Genomic DNA, 24,962 nt, shown 5'->3' with positions numbered 1-24,962 from the left:
TCAAGGGCGTGGCGAAGGACCGCTTACGACGATGGTCTGCAGAAGCATCGCCGTTAACCCTGTCGGCAAATGATTCGCCGTAGGTCGGCAATCGCCGACAAGTTGCCTTATTGCAGCGGAGAATTTTCAGCGGCACTAACCCCGGGTTAGAGGCGCTTTATGCTGAAAATGGCGTTGTTGGGCCTCCTCATCCTGTTGAGTGCAGGGGTGCTGTCCGCAATGGAGCTGAGCGCTCCACCGCGTCGCGCCGTCGCGATCGCCCCGCCCCTTGCCGAGCAGAGCGCAACCGTCTCTGCGTCACCTGACACGTTGCCGAAGGCCGATCGCCTCGAGGTTGCCGCTGTGAGCAGCGCGATGCCGACACAAATTGCTCCGGTCGAGAACCCCGTTGCTCCGCAAGACATCCAAGTCGATTCGACCGCGCCGAAACCGATCGTCCGTCATCGGCGCGATGCGAAGACGATCGCGACCGCCGAACGTCCCAAGCCGAAGCCAAAGGCAATTGTTGCCAAGCGAGCTGCCAATGCTCAGCGTGCAAAGGCCGCCAGCGAGACCGAGCCCTGTCGACTGAAGGCGTTCGGTGGCCTACTCAAGGCATTGAATTTGACCGGTTGCGAAATCTGAGGCCGCTTCCGGGCACGACAGATCAAAGTCGAACGACCTGACGTCGTGGTGCGAACCCGGGCCTGCTTCCTCCCAGCACTTACGGCCACACGCCTCGCCGCCATTTTTCCCTCGGGCCAACGTCTCGCAAATTCTTCCGGTCATGCATACCTAGCCCTCATGAAGAAAATCGGCTTTCTCTCCTTCGGACACTGGACCCCCTCGTCGCAATCGCAGACCCGCTCGGCCGCAGACACGCTGCTGCAATCGATCGAGCTTGCGGTCGCGGCCGAGCAACTGGGCGCGGACGGCGCCTATTTCCGGGTGCATCATTTCGCGCGCCAGCTCGCCTCGCCCTTTCCGCTGCTCGCGGCGGTCGGCGCCAGGACGAGCAGGATCGAGATCGGCACGGCCGTGATCGACATGCGCTATGAGAACCCGCTCTACATGGTGGAGGACGCAGGCAGCGCCGATCTCATCGCCGGCGGCCGGCTGCAGCTCGGCATCAGCCGCGGCTCGCCCGAGCAGGCGATCGACGGCTGGCGCTACTTCGGCTATCGGCCCGCTGACGGCCAGAGCGATGCCGACATGGGCCGGCGCCACGCGGAAGTCTTTCTCGACCTGCTCCGTGGTGAAGGCTTTGCCGAGCCAAATCCGCAGCCGATGTTTCCCAACCCGCCGGGACTCTTGCGCATCGAGCCGCATGCGCAAGGCCTGCGCGAGCGGATCTGGTGGGGCGCCGGCTCCAACGCCACCGCGGTGTGGGCGGCGAAGCTCGGCATGAATCTGCAGAGCTCGACGCTGAAGAACGACGAGACCGGCGAAGCCTTTCACGTGCAGCAGGCCGCGCAGATTCGCGCCTATCGCGCGGCGTGGAAGGAGGCCGGCCACACCCGTGAGCCCCGCGTCTCCGTCAGCCGCAGCATCTTTGCGCTGATGGACGATCGCGATCGTGCCTATTTCGGCCGGGGCGGCGAAGGCGAGGACCAGATCGGCTTCATCGACCCGCAGACCCGGGCGATCTTCGGCCGGAGTTATGCTGCCGAGCCCGATGCGCTGATCGAGCAGCTGCGCCAGGACGAGGCGATCGCGGAGGCAGACACGCTGCTGTTGACGATCCCGAACCAGTTAGGGGTCGATTACTGCGCGCATGCGATCGAGGCGATCCTGAAACATGTCGCACCGGCGCTGGGGTGGCGGTGAGTCGGGCGGCAGTCTAACCATCAGGACGATTCACAAGAGCCGGGCCGATCAGAGCGCGTCAAGCTGGCGCCTCGTGACTTGGGCACGAGCTCGTTTCGGGCAGCTCTTTTCCAGATGAGTTCAACCGCCGCTGAGGCTGTGGCTGATCCGCGTGACAACGCGGTCCCATTGCCGCTTTTCGGCCGCGGGATAATTGATCAGCACGCAGTGCACATAGCCGCGCGAAAAGTTGCAGCGGTCGTACCAGATCTTGTCGCGCTTGATGCTGGAGACGACGAAGAAATTCGGGGCGACACGCTTGTAGATGATGCCGGACGGCGGACTCTTCCTGGCCAGGAATGCAGCCGGCGAAAGACCCTGGCTGTTGGAAACGGCCTGTACGGTGAGATCAGCTCTGCCGTCGGAGGTGCGAAATTGCTGGCCGAAGCCGTCGGGCTTGCCTGCCAACTCCGTGAAGAGCGAAACGGGAATGTCCACCGATGTTCCGGACTCGGCGATGCGGTAGGCCGTCCAGCTCTCTGCCTGGGCGGCAGACAGCGTGGCAAGGAGCGCTGCGACAGCTGCGAATGTCGTCTTCATGTCCACCTCATCACTCGCGCGGCACCAGTTGCAGCTCCATCAAGGCGATCCTTTGCAGGTTGGCGACGTTGCGCTCGCCCGCGGCGGCCGTGCGCAGGATGGATTCGGCGAGCATGTTGACGTGCGAAGCTTGCACGGGCTCCGGCAGGCTCGCAACCGCGGCTTCCAGGGCGCCCGTCATGATCGCGATCACCTCGGGTGAAAATTCAGCGTTGGAGAAGTTCTTCATCGTGCGGAGCCGGCCGTTTGTGCTGCGACCCGCGAGACCAACGCCGGGAAAAAGTGGAAGTTCCTGCGTCGGAGCGTTCAGGTGTGCGCGCCTGACGCTGAGCTACGCCACGGACTGGTAGCCGGTGAGCTGCTCGACTGCCGCATCCTCGCGGGCGACGGCCTGCATTCTCACATGGCTGCCGATGACGAGGCCCGTGAGCGAGAGCATGAGCCCGAGCGCGAGTGGCGCGAACAAGGCCTCTTCCTGGAACAATCCGTTGAGCAGCACGACCATGACGCCGAAGCCGGCGAGACCCTGCGTCAGATAGCCCGATGAGGCGTAGAGGCGCCATGCCCTAAGCGCCATCGCGAAATAGAAGGCCAGCAGCACAAAGGCGCCAACGCCCATCTGGTACAGGAGCACGCCGATCGCGCTCTCGACCGCGCCGTCGATCGTCCCGGCGGCCTGTGCGGCACTCCAGTCGATGGAAAAGTAGCTCTCCGACAAATTGCCACCAATGCCGAGGCCCCGGCCGAAAGGTCTCTGCACGAATCCGTCCAAACCGCCCATCAGTCCAATGACGTGATAGTCGCCGATCTGCAGCCCGAGGCGAATCGCCAGAACCGCGAAGGCGGCCATGCCGAGGAAGCCGAGCAACAACGTCACCACGGCGCCGATCAGACGGGTCGCGATCCAGGCCGCGACCACGAAGATCACCACGATGAGTGCGCCCTTCACGCTGCAAAAGATCAGCAGCGGCAATGCTGCGAGGGCCAGCAGCGGCCGTCCCACCGAGAACAGGAACAGGGCGAGAAAGCCGACGCCGTAAGCGAAGCTGATCGGGTGCATGTTCGGACCGTTGATGCGCAGCATCTTCGACAGGCCGAACCCTTCGAGCAAGGGCGTGTTCAGAAAATCGAAGCTGAAGCGGTCCTTGAGGTCGACGGGCACGTTGCCGGTGGCCCGCATCTGAGCTTCCCAGACACCCGAATGGGTCGCCTTGAGCTCGTCGAAACCCCAGAACGTATAGCTGTTGGTGATGGCCAGCCAGAGATCGCGGAAGACGAGTTCGACATACCCGCACAGCAGAAGGATGACCGCGAGCGTCACCAGGAACGGGGTGATGCGCACCTCATAGGTCGCGGCGGTCAGAAGCGAGAGCTGGAACAGGAACAGCGGCAGCACGATATTGCGCAGATAGACCGCAGCCGGCTGTCCGTCCTGGATGAAGCCGATCGCGAAATACAGCGACACCACGGCGAGGGTGACGACACCCCAGCGCATGATCTGGTTCACCTCAGCCGATTGATTCCTCTGGCCCAGCACGTAAAGGCCGAACGTCGCCAGCCACATCACGGAGCAAACGAGGAAATTGTAGCCCTTGATGAAGTCGAGATCGGACGGCAGCGGGACCAGCGGCGACAGGATCGAGACGAACAGGTTCTGGAAGAACAGGACGAAGATGGCGATGGCCGGCGCGTAGGTCGGGACCGCCAGCACGATGGCGATACCGATGAGGACCTCGACCACGATGGCCAGGGCCGGATAGGCCAAATGCAGGACCGGAGCAAAGCCGATCGCCGCCACGGCGATACAGAGTGTCGGAACCAGCTCGCGCCAGGCCGGCGGCGATGGCTCGGCCGGCACGGTCTGAACCTGGGTTAAGTCACCGGCCCCCATCAATCGTCCTTTGGCAGCGCGCGTCGAGCACGATAGCGGGGCGATGTGAAAGGATTCCTTAACGATAGCGAACCGGTGCGATGTCAGCGCCGGCCGGGCCGGGGCGCGCGCCGAGCAGCGCCCGCATCACGTCGGGATCGGGCCTGCCGGTGCTGCGATCGACGAGGCCAAAGCCCTGCGCCAGCTCCCAATGCGTCCAGCCCCAGCAATGCTCCCTGGCATAAGCGGTGACGTCCGCCAGCCAGCGCAGCCGGCTTTGTCTCGGCGCGCCGGCTTTCAGCACGCCGAACTCGTTGACGATGATCGGTCGCTTGAATTGCTGCTGCCATGCGAGCGCCGGTGCGAGCCAGCGATCGGCCTGCGGCTTGTCCTTGGCGGCGGCGATTGCGACGTCGAGCATGCCGAGCGCCTGGGTCGCGCCCCTCGCCTGCAGATCCTGGCGCAGCGCCTGCACTTTGGGATCGCCGGCATTGATCGGATAAGGCAGATCGATGATGTCGTGCAGCGGATCCTGCGCATCCCAGTGAGCCTGATGGGTGAACACCATGGGATCATAGAAGTGGATGGCATAGACGATGTCGGGATCCTCCAGCGGACGAAACCGCGGCAGCGAATCCGCACGCTGCCAGTTGACCGGACCGACAATGAGGGTGGTGGCGGGAAGCAATCTGCGGACGAGGCCGGCGAGCGCCTCGACCTGCCTCTGCCATGTGTCGGCGTCGATATCGGGCTCGTTGAGCAGCTCTGCGAAGACGCGGTCGGCCGGATAGGAGCGAATGACCTCTGCAAGTCCGCTCCAGGCGTCCTGCATCTCGCGCAGCGCCGCGTCCGGATCCTCCTTGTGCAGGCGATTGAAGCGCTCGCCGGGATGAAGATCGACTGACGTAACGTAGCCGAGTGCGGTGAGCTGCTTCAGCGCCTTGTCGAGCACACGCAGCGTCTCGTCGCGCTCGGCCTTTGCGGCGAAACGAGGCATCACGCGCTCTGCCGGCACCGGCAACCGGACGTGAGTCATTCCAGCGCGGCGCAATTGCTGCAGCAATTCGCGGCTTGGCACCTCACCGTTGATCCAGCCGTCGGCATTGAAGCCGCGCGACAGTGCAGCGAGCCTCTCCGGCGCAACCGTCTGCGGCACGGGCACGCAAGTGTCGGCGAAGGCCGGCGCTCCGAATGAGATCGACAGCAGCATCGCAGCAGTCAGCCAACGACGGCGCGACGCTGTCATCGTCAAACCGCAAGACCCAATGCGCCGTCCTCGGGGTGCGGCGCCTGCGAACCCGCAGGCGCGTGATTGACGACCAGACCCGTCGGCACGGCCTCATACCGCGACAACGCCGCGGTCACCCGGCGCATCGCCGCCGAACCGAGCTCGCCGGCGCGCGCCACGAGGACAATCAGGTCCGCATGCGCCGCCAGCGCGATGGCGTCGGGCTGCAAGGCGAGATTGCCGGCATGGACGATGATCAGATCGAACTCCGAACGAATATCGTCCTCGGGCCTCGCGTCTGCCTTTCGGCCGGCACTGAGAAGCTCGTCGATCGACTGAAGTCCCGCCGTGGTCGAGCCGTCGTTCCATTCGGTCACCGGCGGCTGGTGACCTGCGAATTCCGGCTGCAGCCGGATCAATACGCTCATCATGCCGCGGTTCACGGCGGCGCGATTGAGCGAGCGCGCAACGGTGTTGCCGCCAGCACTCTTGCCGACCGACAGCACGAGGGCGACCTTGCAACCGCGCACCGGCACGCGATCGATCCGCTCGAGCAGCGGCCGCAGATAGGCGCCGAGATCGAGCTCGACCGAGGCGGCGATCGGTCTTTGCCAGACGGTGTTGGTCGCAGTCCCGGACGCCAGATCAGGAATGCGGGCCCAGACGGGAAGGCGCGGCATCGCCTCGGGCCGGGGCGCGGCAGCGGCGGAAGGCTGGACTTGAGTTTGGGCTTGCTGCTGGACTTGCGTGTCCTGCGCCCCCGCATGCACGGCGGCCTCGGCAGGCCCAGGCCCGCCGGACATGCTCGTCATCGCCGCTGTGGCGGCGGTCGATGTCAGCAGCGAGCCGATCCCCAGCGCCGCCAGCAGCAAAGCGAGCGGCGGACGGGTCGAGCGCAACGGCGGAATGGCGGGCGAAGCGATCTTGGTCTGGGAGTTTTGCAGCTGACGCTGCTCATTGGTCGTCTTGAACCGCGACAGGAACTGTTCGTAAATGTTCCTGTTGGCATCGGCGTCCCGCTGCAGCTCCTGCAGCTTCACCAGCGCCTGGCCGTCGACCAGCATCTGCGTCTCGACCGCCTTGAGCTGCTTTTCCAGCGCGTTCTGCTGCTCCAGCTGAGCCTCATATTCGGACTTCGCCGTGTCGATGTTCTTTTTCCGCTCGACCTCGATCTGCCGGTTGATATCGGCCAGCTGGCTATAGGAGATCGCAAGATCGGGATGGCGCTCGCCGTACACCGCCTTCTTTTGCGCGATCTGGTCGTTCAGCGTCGAGCGCTGCGCGCGCAGCATGCTCAGCAGGTCCTGCTTCACGGGACCTTCGACATTGGCCTTGAGATCGCGTTGCACCTGCTCGTAGCGCGCCTTGGCTTCCTCGGTGCGAAGACGGGCGGCGGAGACCTGCTGATTGAGATCGGTCACCCGCAATTGCTGCGTGGTTGAATCCTTGCCGGCATTGAGGATCTTGTGCTCGAGCCTGAAGGCGGCGACGGCGTCTTCCGATGCGCGCAGCCGCTCGTTCAGCGTCTTCAGCCGGTCCTTGAGCCAGTCGGCCGCCTCGTCCGTGGCCTCGGTGCGGACGCGGCCCTGGCTGGCAACGAACGCCGCGGCGATGGCGTTGGCGTAGTAAGCGGCCCGCTCGGAGCGGTTCGAGGTGAAGGAAATGGCAATGACGTAAGTGAGCCCGCGCCGCGTGATCTCGAGGCGGTTACGGAATTTCTCGAGCAGGCGCGTCATGTCGGTATGACCGCCCGCGATGTCATCGTCATCGGCGATCTTGAGCTGCTCGATCAGGGGGCGGAGAAAGCCGTCCGATTTGGCGATCTCGATCTGGCTCTGAAGCGCCGCGGCGTCCTGGCCGATGCCCGGCAGCACCTCCTGATCCGAGGTCACGCGCAGCTCCCGGGGATCGAGCACGACCAGGGCGGTCGCGGCGTACCGGACCGGCAGAATCATCAGAACGACGACGCCGAGGGCGAACAGCGCCACCGCCAGCGTCAGAATGCGCCGGCCGTTCTCGCGCAGGAAAGACAGCACACCGGTGACGGTCAGCGATCCCTTGATCAGCGCCGGCACGGCGCCGTCAGGTTTCATCCGCGCAGCCCGCGGCGCTTCCCACGAAGCCGCAGGCTCCGTCGGGGCGATGCTTCGCGGAGTTGCGCGGCTACCGAACGCCATGGGCTCGACTCGAAATCAACTGACAGTCACAGTTCAGAGGCTTTCGACACCGTAAATATCCATGGTTAACCGGCGGTTACGGCCGGCGCGCGAAGCCGTCATGGCAAATGCCTGCGAACCGGCCCGTTCAGGCGGAAAAGAACGGCTTGGATGGTCTGCGTGCCGGGCCTGCCGCACTGGCAGCCAGCGGCGCCCTCGGCGCGGCCGGCCGCGCGCGCTCGACATCGCCAAGCAGGCAGGACCGCAAGGTTTCGATCTCCGGACAATCGGCAGTGCCAAGCGGCCCGATCAGGAAGCCGCTCTGCAGGGGCTCGCACCTGTAGCCGGGACAGCGCTGCACCCTGTCCGCAATCACGACGTCGACCTTGCCTTCGAGCAGCTCGTGCAGCCCCGCCGGCTGGCTGATGCGAATGGCGAGCTGGGGCTCGGCCCGGCGGAACTGCGCCAGGCGCGCCCGCAACGCATCGATCGCAAAACTGGCGTGGAGGCCGATATGCAGCAGGCTTGTGACGCCCTCGGGCTTGAGCTCGGCGGTGGCCTCGGCAAGACAGCGAAACGCCTCCCGGACCCGCGCCAGATAGGTTTCGCCGGCAGCGGTCAGAATGATCTGCCGTGTCCGTCGCTCGAACAGCTGCACCCCCAGCCGCTCCTCCAAGAGGCGGACTTGCTGGCTGACGGCACCGGCCGTGACGTGCAGCTCGTGAGCGGCCTGCTTGAAGCTGAGATGGCGGGCGGCGGCCTCGAAGGCGCGCAGGGCATTGAGTGGCGGCAGCAGATACGTCATGGCCGGCTCCGGGCGATGCGGGAAGCCGGCAGGATGCATGAGTTTCGCTCGCGCGACAAAAGAGAAATCCTGCTTTGTCGCCGCTGACGGCGAGCGATACCCCAGGGCCGATCCCAGCCCAGCCCGAGGAAACCTGTCGCAGTGCCACCCGAAACGCCGTCGATCGAAAACTTCTATTCCTGGATTCGCCTCACCGTCTCCATGGCACTCAGCACCCTGGGCTGCGTCGGTATGTGGTCGCTGGTCGTGGCATTGCCGGCGGTGCAGGCCGATTTCAACGCGCCCCGCGCCGAGGCAACGCTGCCCTACACGCTCGCCATCATCGGCTTCATGATCGGCGGCATCGTTATCGGCCGCCTGACAGATCGCTTCGGCATCCTGCCGCCGCTGGCCGGGGGCACGGTCCTGATGAGTCTCGGCTACGTCCTCACCGCCTTCGCACCAAGCCTGTTCGTGTTCGCGCTGATCTCAGGTCTCACGATCGGCCTCGGCGGCGCGGCCAGCTTCGCGCCTTTGGTCGCCGACGTCTCGCTGTGGTTCGACAAGCACCGCGGCCTTGCCATTTCCCTGGCGATGGCCGGCAGCTCTCTGGCCGGCGTGGTCTGGCCACCGATCGTCCAGCACGCCATCGCCGCGTATGGCTGGCGGCAGACCCATATCGGCATCGGCCTGTTCTGCCTGGCGACGATGCTGCCGCTGTCTCTGGTTTTGCTGCGGCGACCCGTCGTCCGCATGGCAGCACGCGAAGCGGCGGGCAGCGGCAGCACGATGCAGACCATCGGCCTGCCCCCTTCCGTCACCCAGGGCCTGCTGGCGTTAGCCGGCATCTGCTGCTGCGTCGCCATGGCGATGCCGCAGGTCCATCTGGTCGCCTATTGCGGCGACCTCGGCTACTGCTCTGCGCGCGGTGCCGAAATGCTGGCGGTCATGCTCGGCTTCAGCGTGGCGAGCCGCTTTGTTTTCGGCTGGCTGTTGAACCGCATCGGCGGCCTGCCGACCTTGCTGCTGGGCTCGGCGATGCAGGCCATGGCACTCGCGCTCTATCTGCCGTTCAACGGGCTGGTCTCACTCTACGTCGTATCCGCCATTTTCGGCCTGGCGCAGGGCGGCATCGTGCCGAGCTATGCGGTGATCGTCCGTGAGCTGTTCCCGGCGCGGGAAGCCGGCTTTCGCGTCAGCCTCGCCATCTCGGTCACGCTCGCCGGCATGGCGCTGGGGGCGTGGATGGCCGGCGCGATCTACGACTGGACCGGCTCTTACGCTTCGGCGCTGGTCAACGGCATCGCCTGGAACATCGTGAACATGGCGATCGCAGCCTGGCTGCTGCAGCGCCAGCGTCGGCATGTTGTCGGCGTCGTCGCCGCCGCGCTCAGCTGATGTTCAGCAGGATCCGCCCCGATGTGCCGCTGCGCATCAAATCCAGCGCGTCGTTGACGTCGTCGAGCGCGAACTCGTGGGTCACGATCCCGCGGTAGCTCACCTTGCCGGCGTCGCTCAGGCGAACGAGACGCGGGATGTCGCGCGCCGGCTGGCACTGCCCGCCTTCCGAGCCCTTCAGCACCTTCTCGAAATGTAACGGCAGCGTGTAGATCTCGGCCTTCTCGCGGGGAACGCCGACCAGGATGCAACGGCCTTTCTTGGCCGTGATCTCGTAGGCGAGCTCGATCAGATTCTTGACGCCCGTCGTCTCTACCACCTTGTCGGGCCCGTCCGAACCGGTGATGGCGCGAACCGCGGCAGCGACATCCTTGACCGCTTCGGAGTTGATGGTGTGGGTGGCGCCGAAATCCTTCGCCATCGCCAGCTTGTTGTCGAGGCGGTCGATCGCGATGACGGGATAGGCGCCGACCATCGCGGCAAATTGCACGATGTTCAGCCCGACACCGCCGACGCCGAACACGACGACGGCTTCGCCGATGGCGATCTGCGCGTCGTTGTTGACGACGCCGAGTGCGGTCGTCACCGCGCAGCCGAGCAGTGGCGCGCTGGTGCGGTCGATCGAGGCGGGAACGGGCGTGACACGGTTCTCCGAAACCACGGCATATTCATTGAAGGTGGTGACCCAGCCCGCATTGAGGCGCTTGCCGCGCCAGGAATAGGCCGGCGTATTGGACTGGATGCCCTTGCCGGGCCGCCAATGCATGACGACGGTGTCGCCCTGCTTGCAGGAGACCACGCCGGGTCCGGTTTCGACGATCGTGGCGAGCGCTTCGTGTCCCAAAAGATGCGGCAGGAACTTGTCGACGCCTTTGACGGCGTCGATCTCGTTGATCTGCGCGCCGCAGATGCTCGACGTGTGCACGTGCGCGAGCACCTGGCCGTGTTCGAGCCTGTCGGGCAAGGTGAACTCGTCGACGATCAGCGGCTTGCCGGATTCGACGAGAATGGCCGCCTTGGCAGTCTTGATGTCCATGAGGAGCGCCCGATCACTCGAAATAGATGAATTCGTAATCGCCGGTGTAACCGAGCTTGCCGTAGAGCCAGATCCATTCCGACGTATGCAGGATCGACTCCGCCGTCAGCGCCCAGCATTCGAGGTTGTGCAATTCGGCGACGTTCCGGTAGCCCTCGACCATGACGTATTTGTTCTTGCCGACCCGCTCGACCTCCTTGAGCGCCGCTTCGAGCTCGTACAGCCGAAGATTGTGCAGGGTGCCGAGCGAGATGACGAGATCGAAACTGTCGTCGCCATAGGGGTAGATGTCCTGGGCGCGATAGTTGAAGAGGTAGGGCTTCACCTGCTCGTGTGCATTTTCGAGGCCGTGCTTGGAGATATCGAAGCCGACAACCTTCAAACCCGGCAGGATCTTCTGCATCTCGTACAGCAGAAAGCCCTTGCCGCAGCCGACGTCGAGCACGCTGGAGCCGTTCTTCAGGCCATAGGTCTCGATCAGCGCCTTGGCGACCGGCGCCCAGCGCCCCTCGATGAAGCGGTAGCCGCCATAGCCGAAGCGGCGGTCGCCGTCCCAATAGTCGGCCTCGTATTCCCGCGCTTTCAGCGAGCAGCCGATCTTGTCGTCGTTCATGCGGCCCATGTAGTCGCGCTTCGTCGCCGTATGCAGCGGCGTCACGATATTCAGTAGTCGTCCCATTGAGCCCTCAGATTCCAACACGCGCTGCGATTGCCGCGACTGGCCGGGGAGCCCTGAGTCGCGACTTGCGAGTCGTTCTAGCATTGGTGGTCGAGATCATCATTGCTTCAGATCAATGATGGGGAATCCTGAGACGAGACCGTCAGCCGCCGGCGGAGGTTCCGTTGCTGGCAGCAGAGCCGTGGACTCTGAAGCTCGCATCGCCGCCAAATCCAAATCATAGACTGCCGGCGACGGTTCGATCGCTCGCGACTGTGCGGTTTCGCCGCAATGGTCGCCGTGAAATGAATCACTATAGTCAGGATGTCATGGCATATGTCGTCGACATAGATGCGCGCACCGCGCGCTTTGGTCTTCACGCCGGCCGCCTCCAAGCAGGCGGTTAGCCGGACGGTGCTTGCGCCGTCCGGGCTCTTTTCCAGCTTTCGTGACCTCGCCCTGAGAGGTCGTCTTGAAGCAGAAGGAGTGTGCCGTGCTGCCTCTTCCAAAAATCGCGCTCACCGCATCGGACTATCCGCGACTCGAACGGCTTGCCCGCCTTGCCGCCCAAAAAGGCGACCTGGACGGGATATTCCTCATCAGTGAGATCAACCGCGCCGACATCGTGCCGAACGATTGGGACGATCTCCGTTCGCGCGTGACCGTGGGATCATGGGTCACCTGTTGCACGAACTGGGGCGTTCCGCGTCGCATCGTGCAATTGGCCTGGCCCGAGGAGTGTTGGTCGGATCCCGCCCGCATTTCGGTCCTGACACCATTGGGGGCTGCCTTGATCGGCCTGCGGGTCGGCGACCAAATGCCATACATCCTCGCCGGCTGCCTGAACGTCGTCAGGGTTCAGAACGTCACCCAATCAAGCCCCAACGTCGTCCCGCTCTTCCGGGCTCATCGGCGCAGCAAGCCGCGCGATGACGATCCCGGACCAACTGCAGCATAGGAGATTTCAAATGCACAACTTCGAAGCCGAGATTTGGCGCGACCAGCCGGCGTTGCCGCCGATCAAGATCACGGAAGACGAATCGCGACGTCTCAGCTCGCTGGCGAATTCGACCATGGATCTGTTTCCCCGTGTCGCGCAGTTTCTGGCACGCGAACTGGAGCGCGCGTCGGTCGCCGCAGAGAACGATTTGCGCGGCGTGGTCAGGATGGGTTCCAAAGTGACCTATCGCGATGACGAGAAAGGTGCCAGCCGGGAGATCGTGCTGGTCTATCCGCACGAGGCGAACATCGAACTCAACCGGGTCTCGATCCTGACGCCTGTTGGCGCGGCCCTGATCGGCCTCTCGGTGGGGCAGCGGATCGAGTTCGAGACGCCGGACAAGCGCACCAGGGGGCTGACCGTTCTGGCCGTCTCCGAATGAGGGCTGTCATCCGACCGAGCAGAACACTCTAGCGAAGCCAGATAGAAGCGGAGCGTGCTTGCGCAATGTTTCGCAATGCGCAGGCACCCTCCTGCTGTCCTATTGCACCTCGATGTTGGCATCCTTGATCAGCTTGCGCCAGCGTTCCTCCTCCTGCGCGACATAGCGATCGAGCTGTTCCGGAGCGCCGCCGACCATGATGAGGCCTTCGTTGGCCTCAAGCTTCTTGAAAGCGCCGGACTGAACCGCCTTTGCGATGGCCTGATTGAGACGCGCAATCACCGGAGCGGGCGTCTTGGCCGGAGCGTACAATCCGTACCAGGATTCGGCGGCGTAGCCGGGCACTCCGGCCTCGGCGACAGCAGGCAATTGCGGAAATGCCGCCGAACGTTCGGCTGACGTGACAGCCAGCGCCCGGAGCTGGCCTGCAGCTACCAGCGACGCTGCGCTCGCCACCGTGGTGAACATCACGTCGATCTGTCCGCCTAAGAGATCGCTGATCGCAGGCGCCGCGCCCTTGTAGGGCACCGCCGTCATCTTGACCTTCGCCATCGCATTGAACAGCTCGCCCGCGAGATGGGCCGAGGTGCCGGTGCCGAACGTCCCGAAATTGAGCTTGCCGGGATTGGCCTTGGCTTCAGTGATCAAATCGGAGATCGAGTTGATCTTGGATGCGGGGTTGACGACGACGATATTGAAGGATCGCGCGATCAACGAGACCGCCGCGAAATCCTTGTGCGGATCGAACGGCAGCTTCTTGTACAGGCTCGGATTGACCGCGTGCGCGAAGGTCGCCATCAGCAGCGAATAGCCGTCGGGCTCGCTGGTCGCCACCGTCTGGGTCCCGATGATGGTCCCGGCGCCCGGCTTGTTCTCGATGATGACGGACTTGCCGAGATCCGTCTGGATTTCCTGCGCCGTCGTTCGCGCCATGATGTCGGTCCCGCCGCCGGCTGCGAAGGGCACCACGATCTTGATGATCTTGTCGGGATATTCCGCGCGCGCCGGCGAGGCGCCCAGCCCGGCGACCGCCAGCACGACGGCACAAGCGAGGATGGCGAGGTTCAGCCAGCGCCGCACGGCGAAGCCTTTCCTGCGCGCGCCGTCGTGATTGATGATTCCGCCGCTGGCCATCTGGAGCTCCATCCGATTTTGTTCAGACATCGAGAACAACCAATCCGTCTGCTGCCTTCACGCCCCGGCCCGCCGGCAGCACGAAGACCGGGTTGATTTCGGCCTCGACGAGGTGATCGCCGAATTGCGCAACCATGCGCGAGAAAGCGACGACCGCTTCCGCGAGCGCTTCGACATCGCATTTCGGCCGGCCGCGAAAACCGTCCAGCAATGGCCATGTGACGAGATCGCGCGCCATCGCGAGGGCGTCGGCATGGCTGAGGCCGGCACCCGTTGGCAGCAGGCGCATCGTCGTGTCCTTGAACAGTTCGGCGGTGACGCCGCCCATTCCGAGGAGGATGGCCGTTCCCAGGGGATCGCGATGCATTCCGAGAATGATCTCGACGCCGCCTGAAACCATCTCCTGCACCAGGAACCCGTTCGGTCGCGTCCCGACCTTGGCCTCGACCTCGTCCGCCATCTTCATCAGGCGGCTGCCGATGGTTTCGGCGGTCAGGTTGACCGCGACGCCGCCGACATCGCTCTTGTGCGCGATCTCGCGCGAGAGGATCTTGAGCACGACCCGGCCGCCGAGGTCGCGCGCCGCCTGCTCGGCTTCGCGCGCCGTCGCGACCACTTTCTCTGCCACGACCGGAACACCAAAGCGGGCGAACAGCGCCTTGGCCTGTGCTTCGTCGAGCGATCCCGTCGGGAAGTCGCTGACATCGGCCGCCGTCAGGGGCGAGGTGGGTGTCTGGACCTGCTCCGGCGCTCCGGCCCGCAAGAGCCCGTCGAGCGCAGCCGTGCAGCTCTCGGCGGAGGTGTAGGCCGGGACGCCTCGGCGGGTGAGGACGGAAACCACCTTGGGCGCGTAGGGGCTCACATAGGCAATGACGGGCTTGTCGCTGAGCGGCAGGCAGTCGTGGATGGCGTCGGCCATCAGGCCCGGCGATCCCACGGCTGACGAGCCGGCAATGACGACCAGCGCATCGTAAGAGGGACTTGCGAGCAGGATGCGGATGGCGGCGCGCAGCAGATCGGGCTGCAGACCGGCCAGGGTCACATCGATCGGATTGCGATCGAGATTGGCTTGCGGACCCGACTGCAGGGCGCGCAATTGCGCGGCAGTCTCAGGGTCGGGGGCGGGCGTTGCAAAGCCGGCGACGCCGAGACTGTCTGATACGATCGTGCCGGCGCCGCCGGTCGAGGTGAGGATCGCAACACGCCGGCCGGACAGCTTCCATCCCGCGCCAAGGGCTGCGGGAATATCGAGCAGGTCTTCGAACGTCCTGGCGCGGATCACGCCGAGTTGCCTGAACAAGGCGTCATACATGCGGTCCGAGCCGGCAAGCGCGCCGGTGTGCGAGACGGCCGCTTGTGCGCCTGCCTCCGATCGTCCGATCTTGAAAGCGACGATTGACTTGCCGGCGCGTCGCGCCTTCAGAATCGACTCGCGAAAGCGAGATGGATTGCGGATCGCCTCGACATAGAGCGCAATGACGCTGGTTGCGCTGTCGCCGGCGAGAAAGTCGATGAAATCAGCGAGTTCGAGATCGGCTTCGTTGCTGGTCGACACCAGCTTCGACAGCCCGACCCCGCGCGCCGCAGCGCGCGACAGCAAGGCTCCGAGAATGCCCCCGCTCTGCGAGATCAACCCGATGGATCCCGCCGGGAAGTCATCCATCGCCAGCGCGCCCGACGCCGACAGCACGATATTGTCGGTGAGGTTGACGAGGCCGATCGTGTTCGGCCCGAGGATCCGCATGGAGCCGGCGGCTTGCATGAGCTGTTGCTGGCGCGCGGCGCCTTCCGCCCCGGCTTCGGTGAAACCGCTGGCGAGAACGATCGCGGCGGCAGCCCCCCGCTCGGACAATTCGCGCACCGCGATGTGCGCGCGCTCCGCGCCAAGCAGGACAAGACCGACATCAGGCACATCGGGCAGCGAGGCGACGTCGGGGTAGCAGGTCAGACCGCCGATGTCCGCGACCTTCGGATTGACGGGATAGATCGCACCCGCAAAGCCATGCTTCCGGAGATAGGACACCGGGCGCCCCGACGTCTTGCTCGGGTCCGCCGATGCACCGATGACAGCGACGCTACGCGGCCGGATCAGGCGTTCGATCGCATCCATGGCTCAATCCTTCGACGCGGATTGCGCAAGGAACGCCGTCACGGCGTCGCGATGCTCCGCGCTGGTGTAGCAGATGGCCTGCGCCTGGCTGCCGAGACTGAAAATGTCGTGCGCGGAATGCTCGAACGTCTCGTTCAGGATCTTCTTGCCCAACGCCAACGCGGTGGGAGAGCCCTGAGCCAGTTCGACCGCCCAGGCCTGCGCGGCCGACAGGAGCTCGCTCGAGGTCACCTTGCGATCGACGATGCCGAGCGCGAGCGCTTCGTCGGCCTCGACGACGCGTCCGGTGAAGATCAGCTCCTTCGCCTTGGGAAGCCCGACCCGGCGCGGCAGGAAATACAGGCCGCCGCCGTCGGGGATCAAACCGCGCTTGATGTAGGACCAGGTGAACTTCGATCGCTCCGTGCCCATGACGAAGTCGCAGGCCAGCGCGGTGTCCGCACCGAGGCCCGCCGCGGCGCCGTTGACGGCGGCGATCGTCGGCTTCGGCAGCCCGAGCAGGAACGATTGCACGTAATGCACGCCCTGCTGACGGCTCCATCCGTTGAATGCAACTTCGCCCTGCGGCGCCGCGAGCCGGCGCTTCATTCCGCTGATATCGCCGCCGGCGCAGAACGCACCGCCGCGCCCCGTCAGCACCAGAGCCTTGATGGCCCTCTCGCGAGCCACGGTTTCGAGCGCAGCGACGAACTCGGCGCGCATGTCGTCGCTCATGGCGTTGCGCCGGTCCGGCCGGTTGAATGCAATCGTCGCGACACCGGCCTCGACGGAAAATTCGATGAGCTGATAGGACATGGCGAGCTCCCTGGTTGGAGTCGGATCGATCGCCGCGACGCATTGCGGATGTCGAGCCGATTTCGGCCGTGCCGTTTCCTCGTTGAGCCCCAGCGCGGCCGGGCATTCTTCTTCGCCGTGTTGATAGCGGCTTGCGCACCCCTAAACATCCCCTTAATTCCACTAAGTGGAAATCGCGGCGGAGGCTGGATGTGGCGCAGGCGCGCAGATATGCGGGCGGGGTTGACGGCAACCGCTCGCTCGAACGGGGCATCGAGATCCTCCGGTCGTTCCGGCCCGGCGTCGACACGCTTGGCAACGGCGAGATTTCGGAGCGAACAGGATTGCCGCGATCGACGGTCAGCCGGCTGACGCGAGCGCTGGTCAATTCCGGGATGCTCGACGAGGTCCGTAACCAGCGGACCTACCGGCTTGCCGCATCCGTCATCAGCATCGGTCACGCGATGCGGACGGGATCACCGGTGCTCAACGCGATCGGACCGATGATGCGGGCCGAATCGGCCAAGCGCCGGCTCAACGTGGGGCTCGCGACCGCGGATCGCACCATGATGGTTTATCTGGAGTCGATCCGCTACAGCCCGCGCGCGGCACTGCGGAACGTGGTCGCCGGCCAGCAGGTCCCGATGGAGTTGACGTCGCTCGGTCGCGCTTATCTGGCCGGCATTGCCGAGGCCGAGCGCGAGCGATTGCTGAAACTGTTCAAGCGGCGCAGCACTGCGGCCGCCAAGGCGCTGCTTGCGGACGTCAGGACATCGATTCGCTCGGTCGAACGCAACGGCTATTGCGCGGTGTCGTGGCAACCCGGCGTTCTCGCCGTTGCCACGCCCATCGTGCTGGCCGGGCTTCCGGTCTACGCGCTCAACATGAGCCTGCAGAATGTCGATCGGTCCGAGGCGCTGGCCAGCGAGATCGGCGCCTACCTCAACGCCTTCGCGGCCAAGTGCAAGGAGGCGCTGGCGGGCGGTTGAAGCAGGCCGGCGCCGTTACAATTTCCCATAGACCCGCCCGGCGACCGCCTTCAGGCGCTCGACCGAGCCAGACTCCGGATGCGGCTTGACCGGCGCGAACAGGATCGAAGCCTGCCTGCCGTTCTTCCAGACATAGATGGTGACGGCGTTGCCGTTGCCCTTGGTGCAGGAATACTCGCCGAACGCTTCACTGCCGAGCTCTTGTATCGCCGTGTGCTTGCAGGGGCCTGCGCGTTTCATCATGCCGATGGCGGTGTCGCGCGAGGTCGCGATCACCGCGACGGTCATGGTGTTGGCCTCGCGATCGAACATCATGCAGCTGCCCGCGCCGGTCCGCTGCACCGTCAGCGTGCTCTTGTCGAGAAAGCCGTCGGCATCCGCAGCCGTGAGCCACTCGCAATTGCCGAACCGTTCGCTGCTCTTGCTCACGCTGCCTATGGCCACGCGCGCGGCTTCGGTGACCGGCCCGAGCAGCGCTTCATCAGCGCGCCGGCCGATCGGATAGACGGTGATCTGCAGAATGTAATCGCCTGACAAGGCGACGACCGAGGCTTCCTGGCGCTCCGCGCCGGCCGCGCTCGTTCCGCCCTGGCCTTCGTCGCCGATCCCCGCGACTGCGTTGAGCGGCATGCGCTCGCCAAGCGTCTTGACGAAGGTCGCGTACAATTCCCTGGCGCGGTCCTTGTCGGGATTGCGGAACACGGAGAGCATCATCGTGTCGCCGCGCCCGGCCTGGTAGATGCAGCCGCGGCCGTCCTGATTTGAAATCAGTGACCATTTGAGCGCCGGCATCGCACGGGCGAGATCCTGGGCGCTGATGAACGGGCAGGTTTCGGCCGCGCGCGCGGGAAGCACCGGGACGGCTGCGATTGCAAGGAACAGAACGAGGCAGGAGAACAGACGATCGATGGTACGCATGGGACGTACTTACTACCGAAACGGCGCGCCCGGAACAATTCGAACGTCCGCCCCTCAGATCCGTCGCCTGATGCTCTATCGAGCGGATGGCCCGGCCAAGTCAGAGCAGGACCGTCGTCACTGCCCGTTATATTCGGCCCAGCAATCCGCCGTTTCATAGACCCGGACCGCCGACAGCTGTCGAAGGCTCGGCTTCAACCGGTCCCAGATCCAGATCGCGATATTCTCGGCGGTGGGGTTCTCGAGGCCTTTGACCTCGTTCAGGCAGTGGTGATCCAGCGCGCCCAAGATGTCGGCGAAGCATTTTTCGATGTCGAAGAAATCCGCGACGAAGCCGGTGTGCGGATCGACCGGCCCGTCCAGTTGGACCTCGACCCGGTAGGAATGACCGTGCAGCCGGCGGCATCGGTGGGTCTCGGGCACGTTCGGCAGCCGATGCGCCGCCTCGAACTTGAACGCCTGCGATATCTTCATTCCGCTCCTCACACGGCATCGCCATCCGGTCTCGGGCCCGTCTGGCGACCAGATGCTGCTAGGTCCTGACCTTTCGGCGAAGAATGGCGCGCCCGGAACGATTCGAACGTCCGACCCTCAGATTCGTAGTCTGATGCTCTATCCAGCTGAGCTACGGGCGCGTTTTTCGCGAACAGTGCGGACCTAAGCCCGCAGGCAGCCTCCGGACAGCGCCGGAGGGGTGCGAAAGAGCGCTCTGACTAACCGCTCTTGCCGCGGTTGGCAAGGTCCGGGATGGGGAGATTTTGCAAGGAAATGACGGGGGTCGGTGTCATTCCGGCATGGCCTTATGGGCCAGGCCCGGAATCCATAACCCCGGCTGGTGGCTATGGATTCCGGGCTCGCGACGTCGTCGCGCCCCGGAATGACGGATAGATGAGTGCTCCAGACCCTGCAATGACGGAAGAACTCGGCCTTTGGCCGACTTACGCCCTCTGCCGCTCGTTGCGGATGGAGAGGAGCTCGACGGGGCGGTCGGGGATGACGATACGGAAAGTGGCGCCGATGGTGCCTTCGACCAAGTGGATGTCGCCGCCATGGGCGCGGACCAGCTCGGCGGCGATGGCGAGGCCAAGGCCGCTGCCGCCGGGGCGGCCGGAGGTCTGGAACGCCTCGAACAGGTGCTCCCGGGTCTTCTGGGGGACACCGGGGCCGGTGTCGGAAACCTCGAGAATTGCGACAGCGCCCTCGCGTTTTCCCGTGATCCGGATCTGCTGCACCCCACCCTCGCCGGAGGCGTGACTTTCCAGCGCCTGGGCGGCGTTGCGGACGAGGTTGAGCAGCACCCGGAACAGCTGATCGGGATCGGCATCGACCGCAAGCCCGCGATCGATCGCGGCGACCCAGGCGATCGAGGCGTCGGAGGCGAGGCCCGCGGTCTCGCGCACCTCCAGCACGACAGGTTCGATCAGGATCATGCGGCGGTCCGGTGCGGCCTCCTGGGCGCGGCCGTAGGACAGCGTCGACTGGCAGAAGGCGATGGCACGCTCGAGCGAGCGCACCAGCTTTGGCGCAAAGCGCTGCACCCGCGGATCCGGCACGCTGGCGAGCTGATCCGACAGCAGCTGGGCCGAGGCCAGCAGATTGCGCAGATCGTGGTTGATCTTGGACACGGCGAGGCCAAGGGCGGCGAGCCGGCTTTTCTGATGCAGCATCGACATCAAATCGCGCTGCATGTCCGACAATTCGCGCTCGGCGACCCCGATCTCGTCGCTGCGCTGGCTCGGCACGATGATCCCCGCCGAGCTTTCGGGGTTCTCGTGGAAGCCGACCAGGCTCGCGGTCAGCCGCCGCATCGGGCGGACGAAGAGATAATGAAGCGCCAGATAGACGAGGCCCGCGGTCAGCGCGGCGATGATCAGCGCGACCACCACGACGTTGCGGGAGAACCGGTACATCTGCTGCCGCAGCGGCAATTCGTCGGTCACGATCTCGATGAACTGGGCCGTGCCGACGCCGGGGCCGACAATGCGGATGGCTTGGTTGCCGGTCTCCAGCATCATCCGGAACGAGCCAGTGATCGCGTCCCAGGCCGTCATGTCGCGCAGGTCGATGTCATGCTCGATGGCGGCCGGAATGTTGTCGCTGGCGAGCAATCGGCGCTGCTGGCCCATCTTGATGGCGACGGCGCGGGCATTGATGCTTTTCAGGATCTGGCGCGACAGCGAATCGGGAACCATGCCGAGCGGCGCCGCATCCAGCACCAGCGCCGCCGTGTTGGCGGCGGCGACGCGGTCGTTGAGCCGGTTGACCCAGAAGTTGGCAATGGCGGGCACATAGAGCAGCACGGCCGCGATCATCACCAGGGGGACCGTGAGCAGCAACAACTTGCCTGACAGCCCGAGCCCGCGCGTCCCACGGGGGCGCATCGCCGGCGGGTCCGGCTGATCCTGATCCTGGACCGGCTGGAGGTCTGTCGTTGCCACGAAAGTCGCCCTCGCCTTTGGCGGATGAAGGATTGGCAGTATGAAGATGCGGCCCGACCTCGGTCCGGTCAAATTACGGATCGCTAATCTGCCGAGGTGGGATGTAAGCGCTGATATCGCGAGTCGCCACCTCAAGGGTTAAAAACCCCGCACAAACAGCGATATTCACCGGAATCGTGCGCTTGTGCGGCGTTGACGAAAACAAGGCGCTCGCTTATAAGCCGGCCAAATTGTCCGCGATGACCCGGTGCGACACCGGGAGCGGCTCTCTTGGGGCCGGAAACGGCCCGTTTTGGGCCGCATCTTCGGGACTTTACCATCAATTCTACAGGCAAATTGCCCGGTCAGCGGAGAAAAACCCGTGAAGCGGACTTATCAACCCAGCAAACTGGTGCGCAAGCGCCGTCACGGCTTCCGTGCCCGTCTCGCCACTGCCGGCGGCCGCAAGGTTCTCGCCGCCCGCCGCGCTCGCGGCCGCAAGCGTCTGAGCGCCTGAGCCGGACCCCCTTTTCCGGGATTTCATCATGGATCGGCTGAGGCAGCGGGCGGATTTCCTCGCCGTTGCCAATGGCGCGCGGGTGAACAGTCCCGCGTTCGTCCTGCAAAGCCGCCCCCGCGATGACGGCGGCCCGATCCGTATCGGCTTCACCGTTACCAAAAAGAACGGCAACGCCCCCGCGCGCAATCGTATCCGGCGCCGGCTTCGCGAACTGGTGAAGCGGCTCGATCCGGTGTCGATGCAGCCCCATCATGATTATGTCCTGGTCGGACGAAGCGGCGCGCTCTCGCGCGACTTCGCCACCATGCTCGACGATCTGCGCATGGCGTTCACGAAGCCGGCGCGGCATACGGCCAAGGGACCTGCGAATGGACGCAGCCCGAGGACTGACCGTACCGGGCCCCGCCCCGCTCCTGCTGCCAGCCGCAAACCGGAATGATGACGAGACCCCAGAGATGACCGACAATCGCAATACCATCCTCGCCGTCATTCTGTCGGGCCTCGTCCTGATCGCCTGGCAGTATTTCTACAATGTGCCGGCGATGGAGAAGCAGCGCGCCCAGCAGCAGACGCAGGCCGAGCTCCAGAAGACCACGCCGCAGCCGTCGGCCTCCGCGACGCCGGGCGCGGCGCCGCAGCAGCCGGGCAACGCCGCTCAGCCGGCAACGCCGGGCGCGACCCAGCAGGCCCAGCCCGTGGTGGCGCGCGAGGCCGCGATTGCAGCCAGCCCGCGCGTGAAGATCGACACGCCGCGGATTGCCGGCAGCATCGCGCTGAAGGGCGGCCGCATCGACGACATCGCGCTGGTGCAATTCCGCGAAACGGTCGATCCGAAGTCGCCGCCGATCATCCTCTATTCGCCCTCGGGCACCGCGGAGCCCTATTACGCCGAATTCGGCTGGGTGGCGGCGACGGGCGTGACGGCGAAGATGCCTGATGCCCAGACCGTCTGGCAGCAGGACGGCAGCGGCAGCCTGACGCCGACGACGCCGGTGGTGCTGAAATGGGAGAATGGCGATGGTCTCACCTTCCGCCGCACCATTGCGGTCGACGACCATTATCTCTTCACCATCAAGGACGAGGTGAGCAATGTCGGCAATGCGCCGGTTACGCTCTATCCGTTCGCGCTGATCTCGCGCCACGGTGCGCCGCAGGTCTCCGGCTACTACATCCTGCATGAAGGCCTGATCGGCTATCTCGGCGACCAGGGCCTGCAGGAATATGCCTACAAGAAGATCGACGAAAGCAAGAAGGTGGACTTCAAGGTCACCAACGGCTGGCTCGGCATCACCGACAAGTACTGGGCCTCGGCGCTGTTGCCGGATACCAATGCCCAGCTGCAGGCGCGCTTCTCGTCGAACCCATCCGGCAACGTCCACACCTACCAGACCGATTATCTGCTCGACCCCGTCACCGTCGCGATCGGCGGCACTGCGACGGCGAACGCGCGGCTGTTCGCCGGCGCCAAGGAAGCCGGCGTGGTCGGCGTGTTCCCGTTCGCCGGCCTCGGCGGCTACAACAAGGAGCTGGGGCTGAACCATTTCGATCTCTTGATCGACTGGGGCTGGTTCTACTTCATCACCAAGCCGATGTTCCTCGGCCTCGACTTCTTCTACCGCTTCTTCGGCAATTTCGGCATCTCGATCCTGCTCGTGACCGTGATCGTGAAGCTGCTGTTCTTCCCGCTGGCGAACAAGTCCTACGCCTCGATGGCGAAGATGAAGTCGGTTCAGCCGCAGCTGCAGGCGCTCAAGGAGCGTTATCCCGACGACAAGGTGAAGCAGCAGCAGGAGATGATGGAGATCTACCGCAAGGAGAAGATCAATCCGGTCGCCGGCTGTCTCCCCGTGCTGATCCAGATCCCGGTGTTCTTCTCGCTCTACAAGGTGCTGTTCGTCACCATCGAGATGCGGCACGCGCCGTTCTACGGCTGGATCAAGGACCTCTCGGCGCCGGATCCGACCAACCTGTTCAACCTGTTCGGGCTGATCCCGTTCGATCCGACCACGATCCCGGTGTTCGGCCATTACCTCGCGCTCGGCATCTGGCCGATCATCATGGGCATCACGATGTGGTTCCAGATGAAGCTGAACCCGACACCGCCGGACCCGACGCAGCAGATCATCTTCAACTGGATGCCGCTGATCTTCACCTTCATGCTGGCGGGCTTCCCGGCGGGCCTCGTGATCTACTGGGCCTGGAACAACCTGCTCTCGGTGATCCAGCAGAGCTACATCATGCGCCGCAACGGGGTGAAGGTGGAGCTGTTCGATAATCTCAAGGCGACGTTCGCGAAGAAGGCGACGTAGCTGCACACGAAGCGTGCCCGGTCATGCGGGCGCAAATGCCTCCACAGCGTCATGCCCGGGCTTGTCCCGGGCATCCACATTTTGGAGGGTACCGCGCAGACAGACGTGGATGGCCGGGACATTTGAATGGGAAGACGCGCTTCGCGCTTTTGCCCGGCCAAGACGCGAGGATAGACTTTCCAGATGACCGATAAATCAGACGACAAGCTGATCGAGGCCGGGCGGAAGCTGTTCGCGCGCGACTGGCAGTTCATCTGGGCCTCGCCCTCGATCCAGACGCTGCCGCCGATGGCGGGGCTGGAGGTCGCCTTTGCCGGGCGCTCCAATGTCGGCAAGTCGAGCCTGATCAACGCGCTGACGGGGCGCAACGCGCTGGCGCGCACCTCGCATACGCCGGGACGCACCCAGGAGCTGATCTTCTTCGAGGTCCCCGGCAAGACCGACCTGCGCCTGGTCGACATGCCCGGCTACGGCTATGCCAAGGCGCCCAAGAGCCAGGTGGCGTCCTGGACCGAGCTGATCCACAAATTCCTGCTGGGACGCGCCTCGCTTGCGCGCGTCTACGTGCTGATCGACGCGCGGCATGGCCTCAAGGAGGTCGACCTCGAGGTCCTCAAGACACTCGACCGCTCCGCGGTCAGCTACCAGATCGTGCTGACCAAGGCCGACCAGGTGAAGGCCTCCGAGCTGCAATCGCGCATCGCCGAAACCGAGGCGGCGCTGGCCAGGCATCCGGCCTCGTTCCCGAACGTGCTCGCGACCTCGTCACGCAGCTCGACCGGCATGGAGAGCTTGCGCGCCGCGATGGCGAAACTGCTGGAAGAGCGCGCTACGTGATGGTGGCGCAGCGCCTGCTGATCGGACTTGCCGGTTTGATGGGCGCCGCCGGCGTCG

The 24,962-nt window shown here is 64.7% G+C and carries 24 protein-coding genes and 1 tRNA gene; 10 read left to right on the top strand and 15 right to left on the bottom strand.

Annotated elements, in window-relative coordinates:
* Positions 1-159 precede the first annotated feature (159 nt).
* Positions 160-624 carry a hypothetical protein gene (locus IC66_RS0108495; RefSeq protein ID WP_028140807.1) on the top strand — a complete coding sequence of 155 codons (465 nt, stop codon included), beginning with the start codon at positions 160-162 and terminating at the stop codon, positions 622-624.
* A gap of 159 nt (positions 625-783) precedes the next feature.
* Positions 784-1,806, top strand: coding sequence for an LLM class flavin-dependent oxidoreductase (locus IC66_RS0108490; protein WP_028140808.1), 1,023 nt, complete (start codon positions 784-786; stop codon positions 1,804-1,806).
* Positions 1,807-1,926: 120 nt separating this feature from the next.
* Here the strand turns inward: IC66_RS0108490 and IC66_RS0108485 are convergent, their stop codons facing one another.
* The 6 genes from IC66_RS0108485 to IC66_RS0108460 all read right to left on the bottom strand — a co-directional run bounded on the left by IC66_RS0108485 (position 1,927) and on the right by IC66_RS0108460 (position 8,444).
* Complete coding sequence (locus IC66_RS0108485) at positions 1,927-2,385, bottom strand: hypothetical protein (RefSeq protein WP_038947365.1); 459 nt, start codon at positions 2,383-2,385, stop codon at positions 1,927-1,929.
* A gap of 10 nt (positions 2,386-2,395) precedes the next feature.
* Positions 2,396-2,614, bottom strand: a complete 219-nt coding sequence (locus IC66_RS0108480) for a hypothetical protein (RefSeq protein WP_028140810.1) — start codon at positions 2,612-2,614, stop codon at positions 2,396-2,398.
* A gap of 102 nt (positions 2,615-2,716) precedes the next feature.
* Positions 2,717-4,276 (bottom strand): hypothetical protein, encoded by a 1,560-nt coding sequence (locus tag IC66_RS0108475; RefSeq protein WP_038947364.1) that lies wholly within the window; start codon positions 4,274-4,276, stop codon positions 2,717-2,719.
* 58 nt (positions 4,277-4,334) lie between these two features.
* Positions 4,335-5,501: a glycoside hydrolase family 5 protein gene (locus tag IC66_RS0108470; RefSeq protein ID WP_049806492.1), complete on the bottom strand. Its 1,167-nt coding sequence runs from the start codon at positions 5,499-5,501 to the stop codon at positions 4,335-4,337.
* 2 nt (positions 5,502-5,503) lie between these two features.
* Positions 5,504-7,660 carry an exopolysaccharide transport family protein gene (locus IC66_RS0108465; protein WP_038947362.1) on the bottom strand — a complete coding sequence of 719 codons (2,157 nt, stop codon included), beginning with the start codon at positions 7,658-7,660 and terminating at the stop codon, positions 5,504-5,506.
* 127 nt (positions 7,661-7,787) lie between these two features.
* Positions 7,788-8,444: a LysR family transcriptional regulator gene (locus IC66_RS0108460; RefSeq protein WP_028140814.1), complete on the bottom strand. Its 657-nt coding sequence runs from the start codon at positions 8,442-8,444 to the stop codon at positions 7,788-7,790.
* A gap of 201 nt (positions 8,445-8,645) precedes the next feature.
* On the opposite strand from IC66_RS0108460, the gene IC66_RS0108455 reads away from it, so the two are divergent.
* Complete coding sequence (locus IC66_RS0108455; protein WP_085971666.1) at positions 8,646-9,821, top strand: MFS transporter; 1,176 nt, start codon at positions 8,646-8,648, stop codon at positions 9,819-9,821.
* On the opposite strand, the gene IC66_RS0108450 is transcribed toward IC66_RS0108455, so the two are convergent.
* Positions 9,814-10,857 carry a zinc-binding dehydrogenase gene (locus IC66_RS0108450; RefSeq protein ID WP_038947359.1) on the bottom strand — a complete coding sequence of 348 codons (1,044 nt, stop codon included), beginning with the start codon at positions 10,855-10,857 and terminating at the stop codon, positions 9,814-9,816. The two genes, IC66_RS0108455 and IC66_RS0108450, sit on opposite strands and share 8 nt — an antisense overlap.
* A 13-nt stretch (positions 10,858-10,870) precedes the next feature.
* Positions 10,871-11,536 carry a class I SAM-dependent methyltransferase gene (locus tag IC66_RS0108445; protein ID WP_028140817.1) on the bottom strand — a complete coding sequence of 222 codons (666 nt, stop codon included), beginning with the start codon at positions 11,534-11,536 and terminating at the stop codon, positions 10,871-10,873.
* A gap of 472 nt (positions 11,537-12,008) precedes the next feature.
* Between IC66_RS0108445 and IC66_RS0108440 the strand changes: the two genes are divergently transcribed.
* Positions 12,009-12,473 carry a GreA/GreB family elongation factor gene (locus tag IC66_RS0108440; RefSeq protein WP_244429096.1) on the top strand — a complete coding sequence of 155 codons (465 nt, stop codon included), beginning with the start codon at positions 12,009-12,011 and terminating at the stop codon, positions 12,471-12,473.
* 10 nt (positions 12,474-12,483) lie between these two features.
* Positions 12,484-12,897: a nucleoside diphosphate kinase regulator gene (gene rnk, locus IC66_RS0108435; RefSeq protein ID WP_049801940.1), complete on the top strand. Its 414-nt coding sequence runs from the start codon at positions 12,484-12,486 to the stop codon at positions 12,895-12,897.
* 99 nt (positions 12,898-12,996) lie between these two features.
* Here the strand turns inward: rnk and IC66_RS0108430 are convergent, their stop codons facing one another.
* From IC66_RS0108430 to IC66_RS0108420, 3 genes are read right to left on the bottom strand one after another with little or no spacing between them, the layout of a single operon-like run.
* Positions 12,997-14,031, bottom strand: a complete 1,035-nt coding sequence (locus IC66_RS0108430; RefSeq protein ID WP_049806496.1) for a tripartite tricarboxylate transporter substrate binding protein — start codon at positions 14,029-14,031, stop codon at positions 12,997-12,999.
* A 22-nt stretch (positions 14,032-14,053) separates the two neighbouring features.
* Positions 14,054-16,141: an acetate--CoA ligase family protein gene (locus tag IC66_RS0108425; RefSeq protein WP_038947356.1), complete on the bottom strand. Its 2,088-nt coding sequence runs from the start codon at positions 16,139-16,141 to the stop codon at positions 14,054-14,056.
* 3 nt (positions 16,142-16,144) lie between these two features.
* The gene (locus IC66_RS0108420) at positions 16,145-16,936 is read right to left on the bottom strand and encodes an enoyl-CoA hydratase/isomerase family protein (protein ID WP_038947354.1); all 792 of its coding nucleotides are present in this window, start codon (positions 16,934-16,936) and stop codon (positions 16,145-16,147) included.
* Positions 16,937-17,127: 191 nt separating this feature from the next.
* Between IC66_RS0108420 and IC66_RS0108415 the strand changes: the two genes are divergently transcribed.
* Positions 17,128-17,904: an IclR family transcriptional regulator gene (locus tag IC66_RS0108415; RefSeq protein ID WP_038947353.1), complete on the top strand. Its 777-nt coding sequence runs from the start codon at positions 17,128-17,130 to the stop codon at positions 17,902-17,904.
* 15 nt (positions 17,905-17,919) lie between these two features.
* Here IC66_RS0108415 and IC66_RS0108410 read toward each other — a convergent pair whose 3' ends face one another.
* The 4 genes from IC66_RS0108410 to IC66_RS0108395 all read right to left on the bottom strand — a co-directional run bounded on the left by IC66_RS0108410 (position 17,920) and on the right by IC66_RS0108395 (position 21,260).
* Entirely contained in the window at positions 17,920-18,822 is a 903-nt protein-coding gene (locus IC66_RS0108410; protein WP_028140824.1) for a hypothetical protein, read from the bottom strand.
* A 117-nt stretch (positions 18,823-18,939) separates the two neighbouring features.
* Positions 18,940-19,296: a 6-carboxytetrahydropterin synthase QueD gene (gene queD / locus IC66_RS0108405; protein WP_028140825.1), complete on the bottom strand. Its 357-nt coding sequence runs from the start codon at positions 19,294-19,296 to the stop codon at positions 18,940-18,942.
* 84 nt (positions 19,297-19,380) lie between these two features.
* Positions 19,381-19,457 (bottom strand) — tRNA-Arg (locus IC66_RS0108400).
* Positions 19,458-19,760: 303 nt separating this feature from the next.
* On the bottom strand, positions 19,761-21,260 hold the full coding sequence (locus IC66_RS0108395) for an ATP-binding protein (protein ID WP_038947352.1): 1,500 nt from the start codon (positions 21,258-21,260) through the stop codon (positions 19,761-19,763).
* Between the two features lie 361 nt (positions 21,261-21,621).
* On the opposite strand from IC66_RS0108395, the gene rpmH reads away from it, so the two are divergent.
* The 4 genes from rpmH to yihA all read left to right on the top strand — a co-directional run bounded on the left by rpmH (position 21,622) and on the right by yihA (position 24,905).
* Complete coding sequence (gene rpmH / locus IC66_RS43255; protein ID WP_008542748.1) at positions 21,622-21,756, top strand: 50S ribosomal protein L34; 135 nt, start codon at positions 21,622-21,624, stop codon at positions 21,754-21,756.
* Positions 21,757-21,784: 28 nt separating this feature from the next.
* Positions 21,785-22,198 (top strand): ribonuclease P protein component, encoded by a 414-nt coding sequence (rnpA, locus tag IC66_RS0108385; RefSeq protein ID WP_028140828.1) that lies wholly within the window; start codon positions 21,785-21,787, stop codon positions 22,196-22,198.
* 16 nt (positions 22,199-22,214) lie between these two features.
* Positions 22,215-24,068 carry a membrane protein insertase YidC gene (yidC, locus tag IC66_RS0108380; protein ID WP_038947350.1) on the top strand — a complete coding sequence of 618 codons (1,854 nt, stop codon included), beginning with the start codon at positions 22,215-22,217 and terminating at the stop codon, positions 24,066-24,068.
* 183 nt (positions 24,069-24,251) lie between these two features.
* Positions 24,252-24,905, top strand: a complete 654-nt coding sequence (gene yihA, locus IC66_RS0108375) for a ribosome biogenesis GTP-binding protein YihA/YsxC (RefSeq protein WP_038947348.1) — start codon at positions 24,252-24,254, stop codon at positions 24,903-24,905.
* The last annotated feature ends 57 nt before the right edge of the window (positions 24,906-24,962 follow it).

Source organism: Bradyrhizobium genomosp. III, from assembly GCF_000261705.1.
Classification (GTDB): domain Bacteria; phylum Pseudomonadota; class Alphaproteobacteria; order Rhizobiales; family Xanthobacteraceae; genus Bradyrhizobium; species Bradyrhizobium ottawaense.
Note: the sequence above shows the minus strand (reverse complement) of the source record. Positions and strands in the feature narration are given on the sequence as shown.

Excerpts from the sequence above, each read along its gene's own strand:
- IC66_RS0108495 (WP_028140807.1), top strand. The coding sequence starts at position 160 with ATGCTGAAAATGGCGTTGTTGGGCCTCCTCATCCTGTTGAGTGCAGGG.
- IC66_RS0108490 (WP_028140808.1), top strand. The coding sequence starts at position 784 with ATGAAGAAAATCGGCTTTCTCTCCTTCGGACACTGGACCCCCTCGTCG.
- IC66_RS0108485 (WP_038947365.1), bottom strand. The coding sequence starts at position 2,385 with ATGAAGACGACATTCGCAGCTGTCGCAGCGCTCCTTGCCACGCTGTCT.
- IC66_RS0108480 (WP_028140810.1), bottom strand. The coding sequence starts at position 2,614 with ATGAAGAACTTCTCCAACGCTGAATTTTCACCCGAGGTGATCGCGATC.
- IC66_RS0108475 (WP_038947364.1), bottom strand. The coding sequence starts at position 4,276 with ATGGGGGCCGGTGACTTAACCCAGGTTCAGACCGTGCCGGCCGAGCCA.
- IC66_RS0108470 (WP_049806492.1), bottom strand. The coding sequence starts at position 5,501 with ATGACAGCGTCGCGCCGTCGTTGGCTGACTGCTGCGATGCTGCTGTCG.
- IC66_RS0108465 (WP_038947362.1), bottom strand. The coding sequence starts at position 7,660 with ATGGCGTTCGGTAGCCGCGCAACTCCGCGAAGCATCGCCCCGACGGAG.
- IC66_RS0108460 (WP_028140814.1), bottom strand. The coding sequence starts at position 8,444 with ATGACGTATCTGCTGCCGCCACTCAATGCCCTGCGCGCCTTCGAGGCC.
- IC66_RS0108455 (WP_085971666.1), top strand. The coding sequence starts at position 8,646 with ATGGCACTCAGCACCCTGGGCTGCGTCGGTATGTGGTCGCTGGTCGTG.
- IC66_RS0108450 (WP_038947359.1), bottom strand. The coding sequence starts at position 10,857 with ATGGACATCAAGACTGCCAAGGCGGCCATTCTCGTCGAATCCGGCAAG.
- IC66_RS0108445 (WP_028140817.1), bottom strand. The coding sequence starts at position 11,536 with ATGGGACGACTACTGAATATCGTGACGCCGCTGCATACGGCGACGAAG.
- rnk (WP_049801940.1), top strand. The coding sequence starts at position 12,484 with ATGCACAACTTCGAAGCCGAGATTTGGCGCGACCAGCCGGCGTTGCCG.
- IC66_RS0108430 (WP_049806496.1), bottom strand. The coding sequence starts at position 14,031 with ATGGCCAGCGGCGGAATCATCAATCACGACGGCGCGCGCAGGAAAGGC.
- IC66_RS0108425 (WP_038947356.1), bottom strand. The coding sequence starts at position 16,141 with ATGGATGCGATCGAACGCCTGATCCGGCCGCGTAGCGTCGCTGTCATC.
- IC66_RS0108420 (WP_038947354.1), bottom strand. The coding sequence starts at position 16,936 with ATGTCCTATCAGCTCATCGAATTTTCCGTCGAGGCCGGTGTCGCGACG.
- IC66_RS0108410 (WP_028140824.1), bottom strand. The coding sequence starts at position 18,822 with ATGCGTACCATCGATCGTCTGTTCTCCTGCCTCGTTCTGTTCCTTGCA.
- queD (WP_028140825.1), bottom strand. The coding sequence starts at position 19,296 with ATGAAGATATCGCAGGCGTTCAAGTTCGAGGCGGCGCATCGGCTGCCG.
- rnpA (WP_028140828.1), top strand. The coding sequence starts at position 21,785 with ATGGATCGGCTGAGGCAGCGGGCGGATTTCCTCGCCGTTGCCAATGGC.
- yidC (WP_038947350.1), top strand. The coding sequence starts at position 22,215 with ATGACCGACAATCGCAATACCATCCTCGCCGTCATTCTGTCGGGCCTC.
- yihA (WP_038947348.1), top strand. The coding sequence starts at position 24,252 with ATGACCGATAAATCAGACGACAAGCTGATCGAGGCCGGGCGGAAGCTG.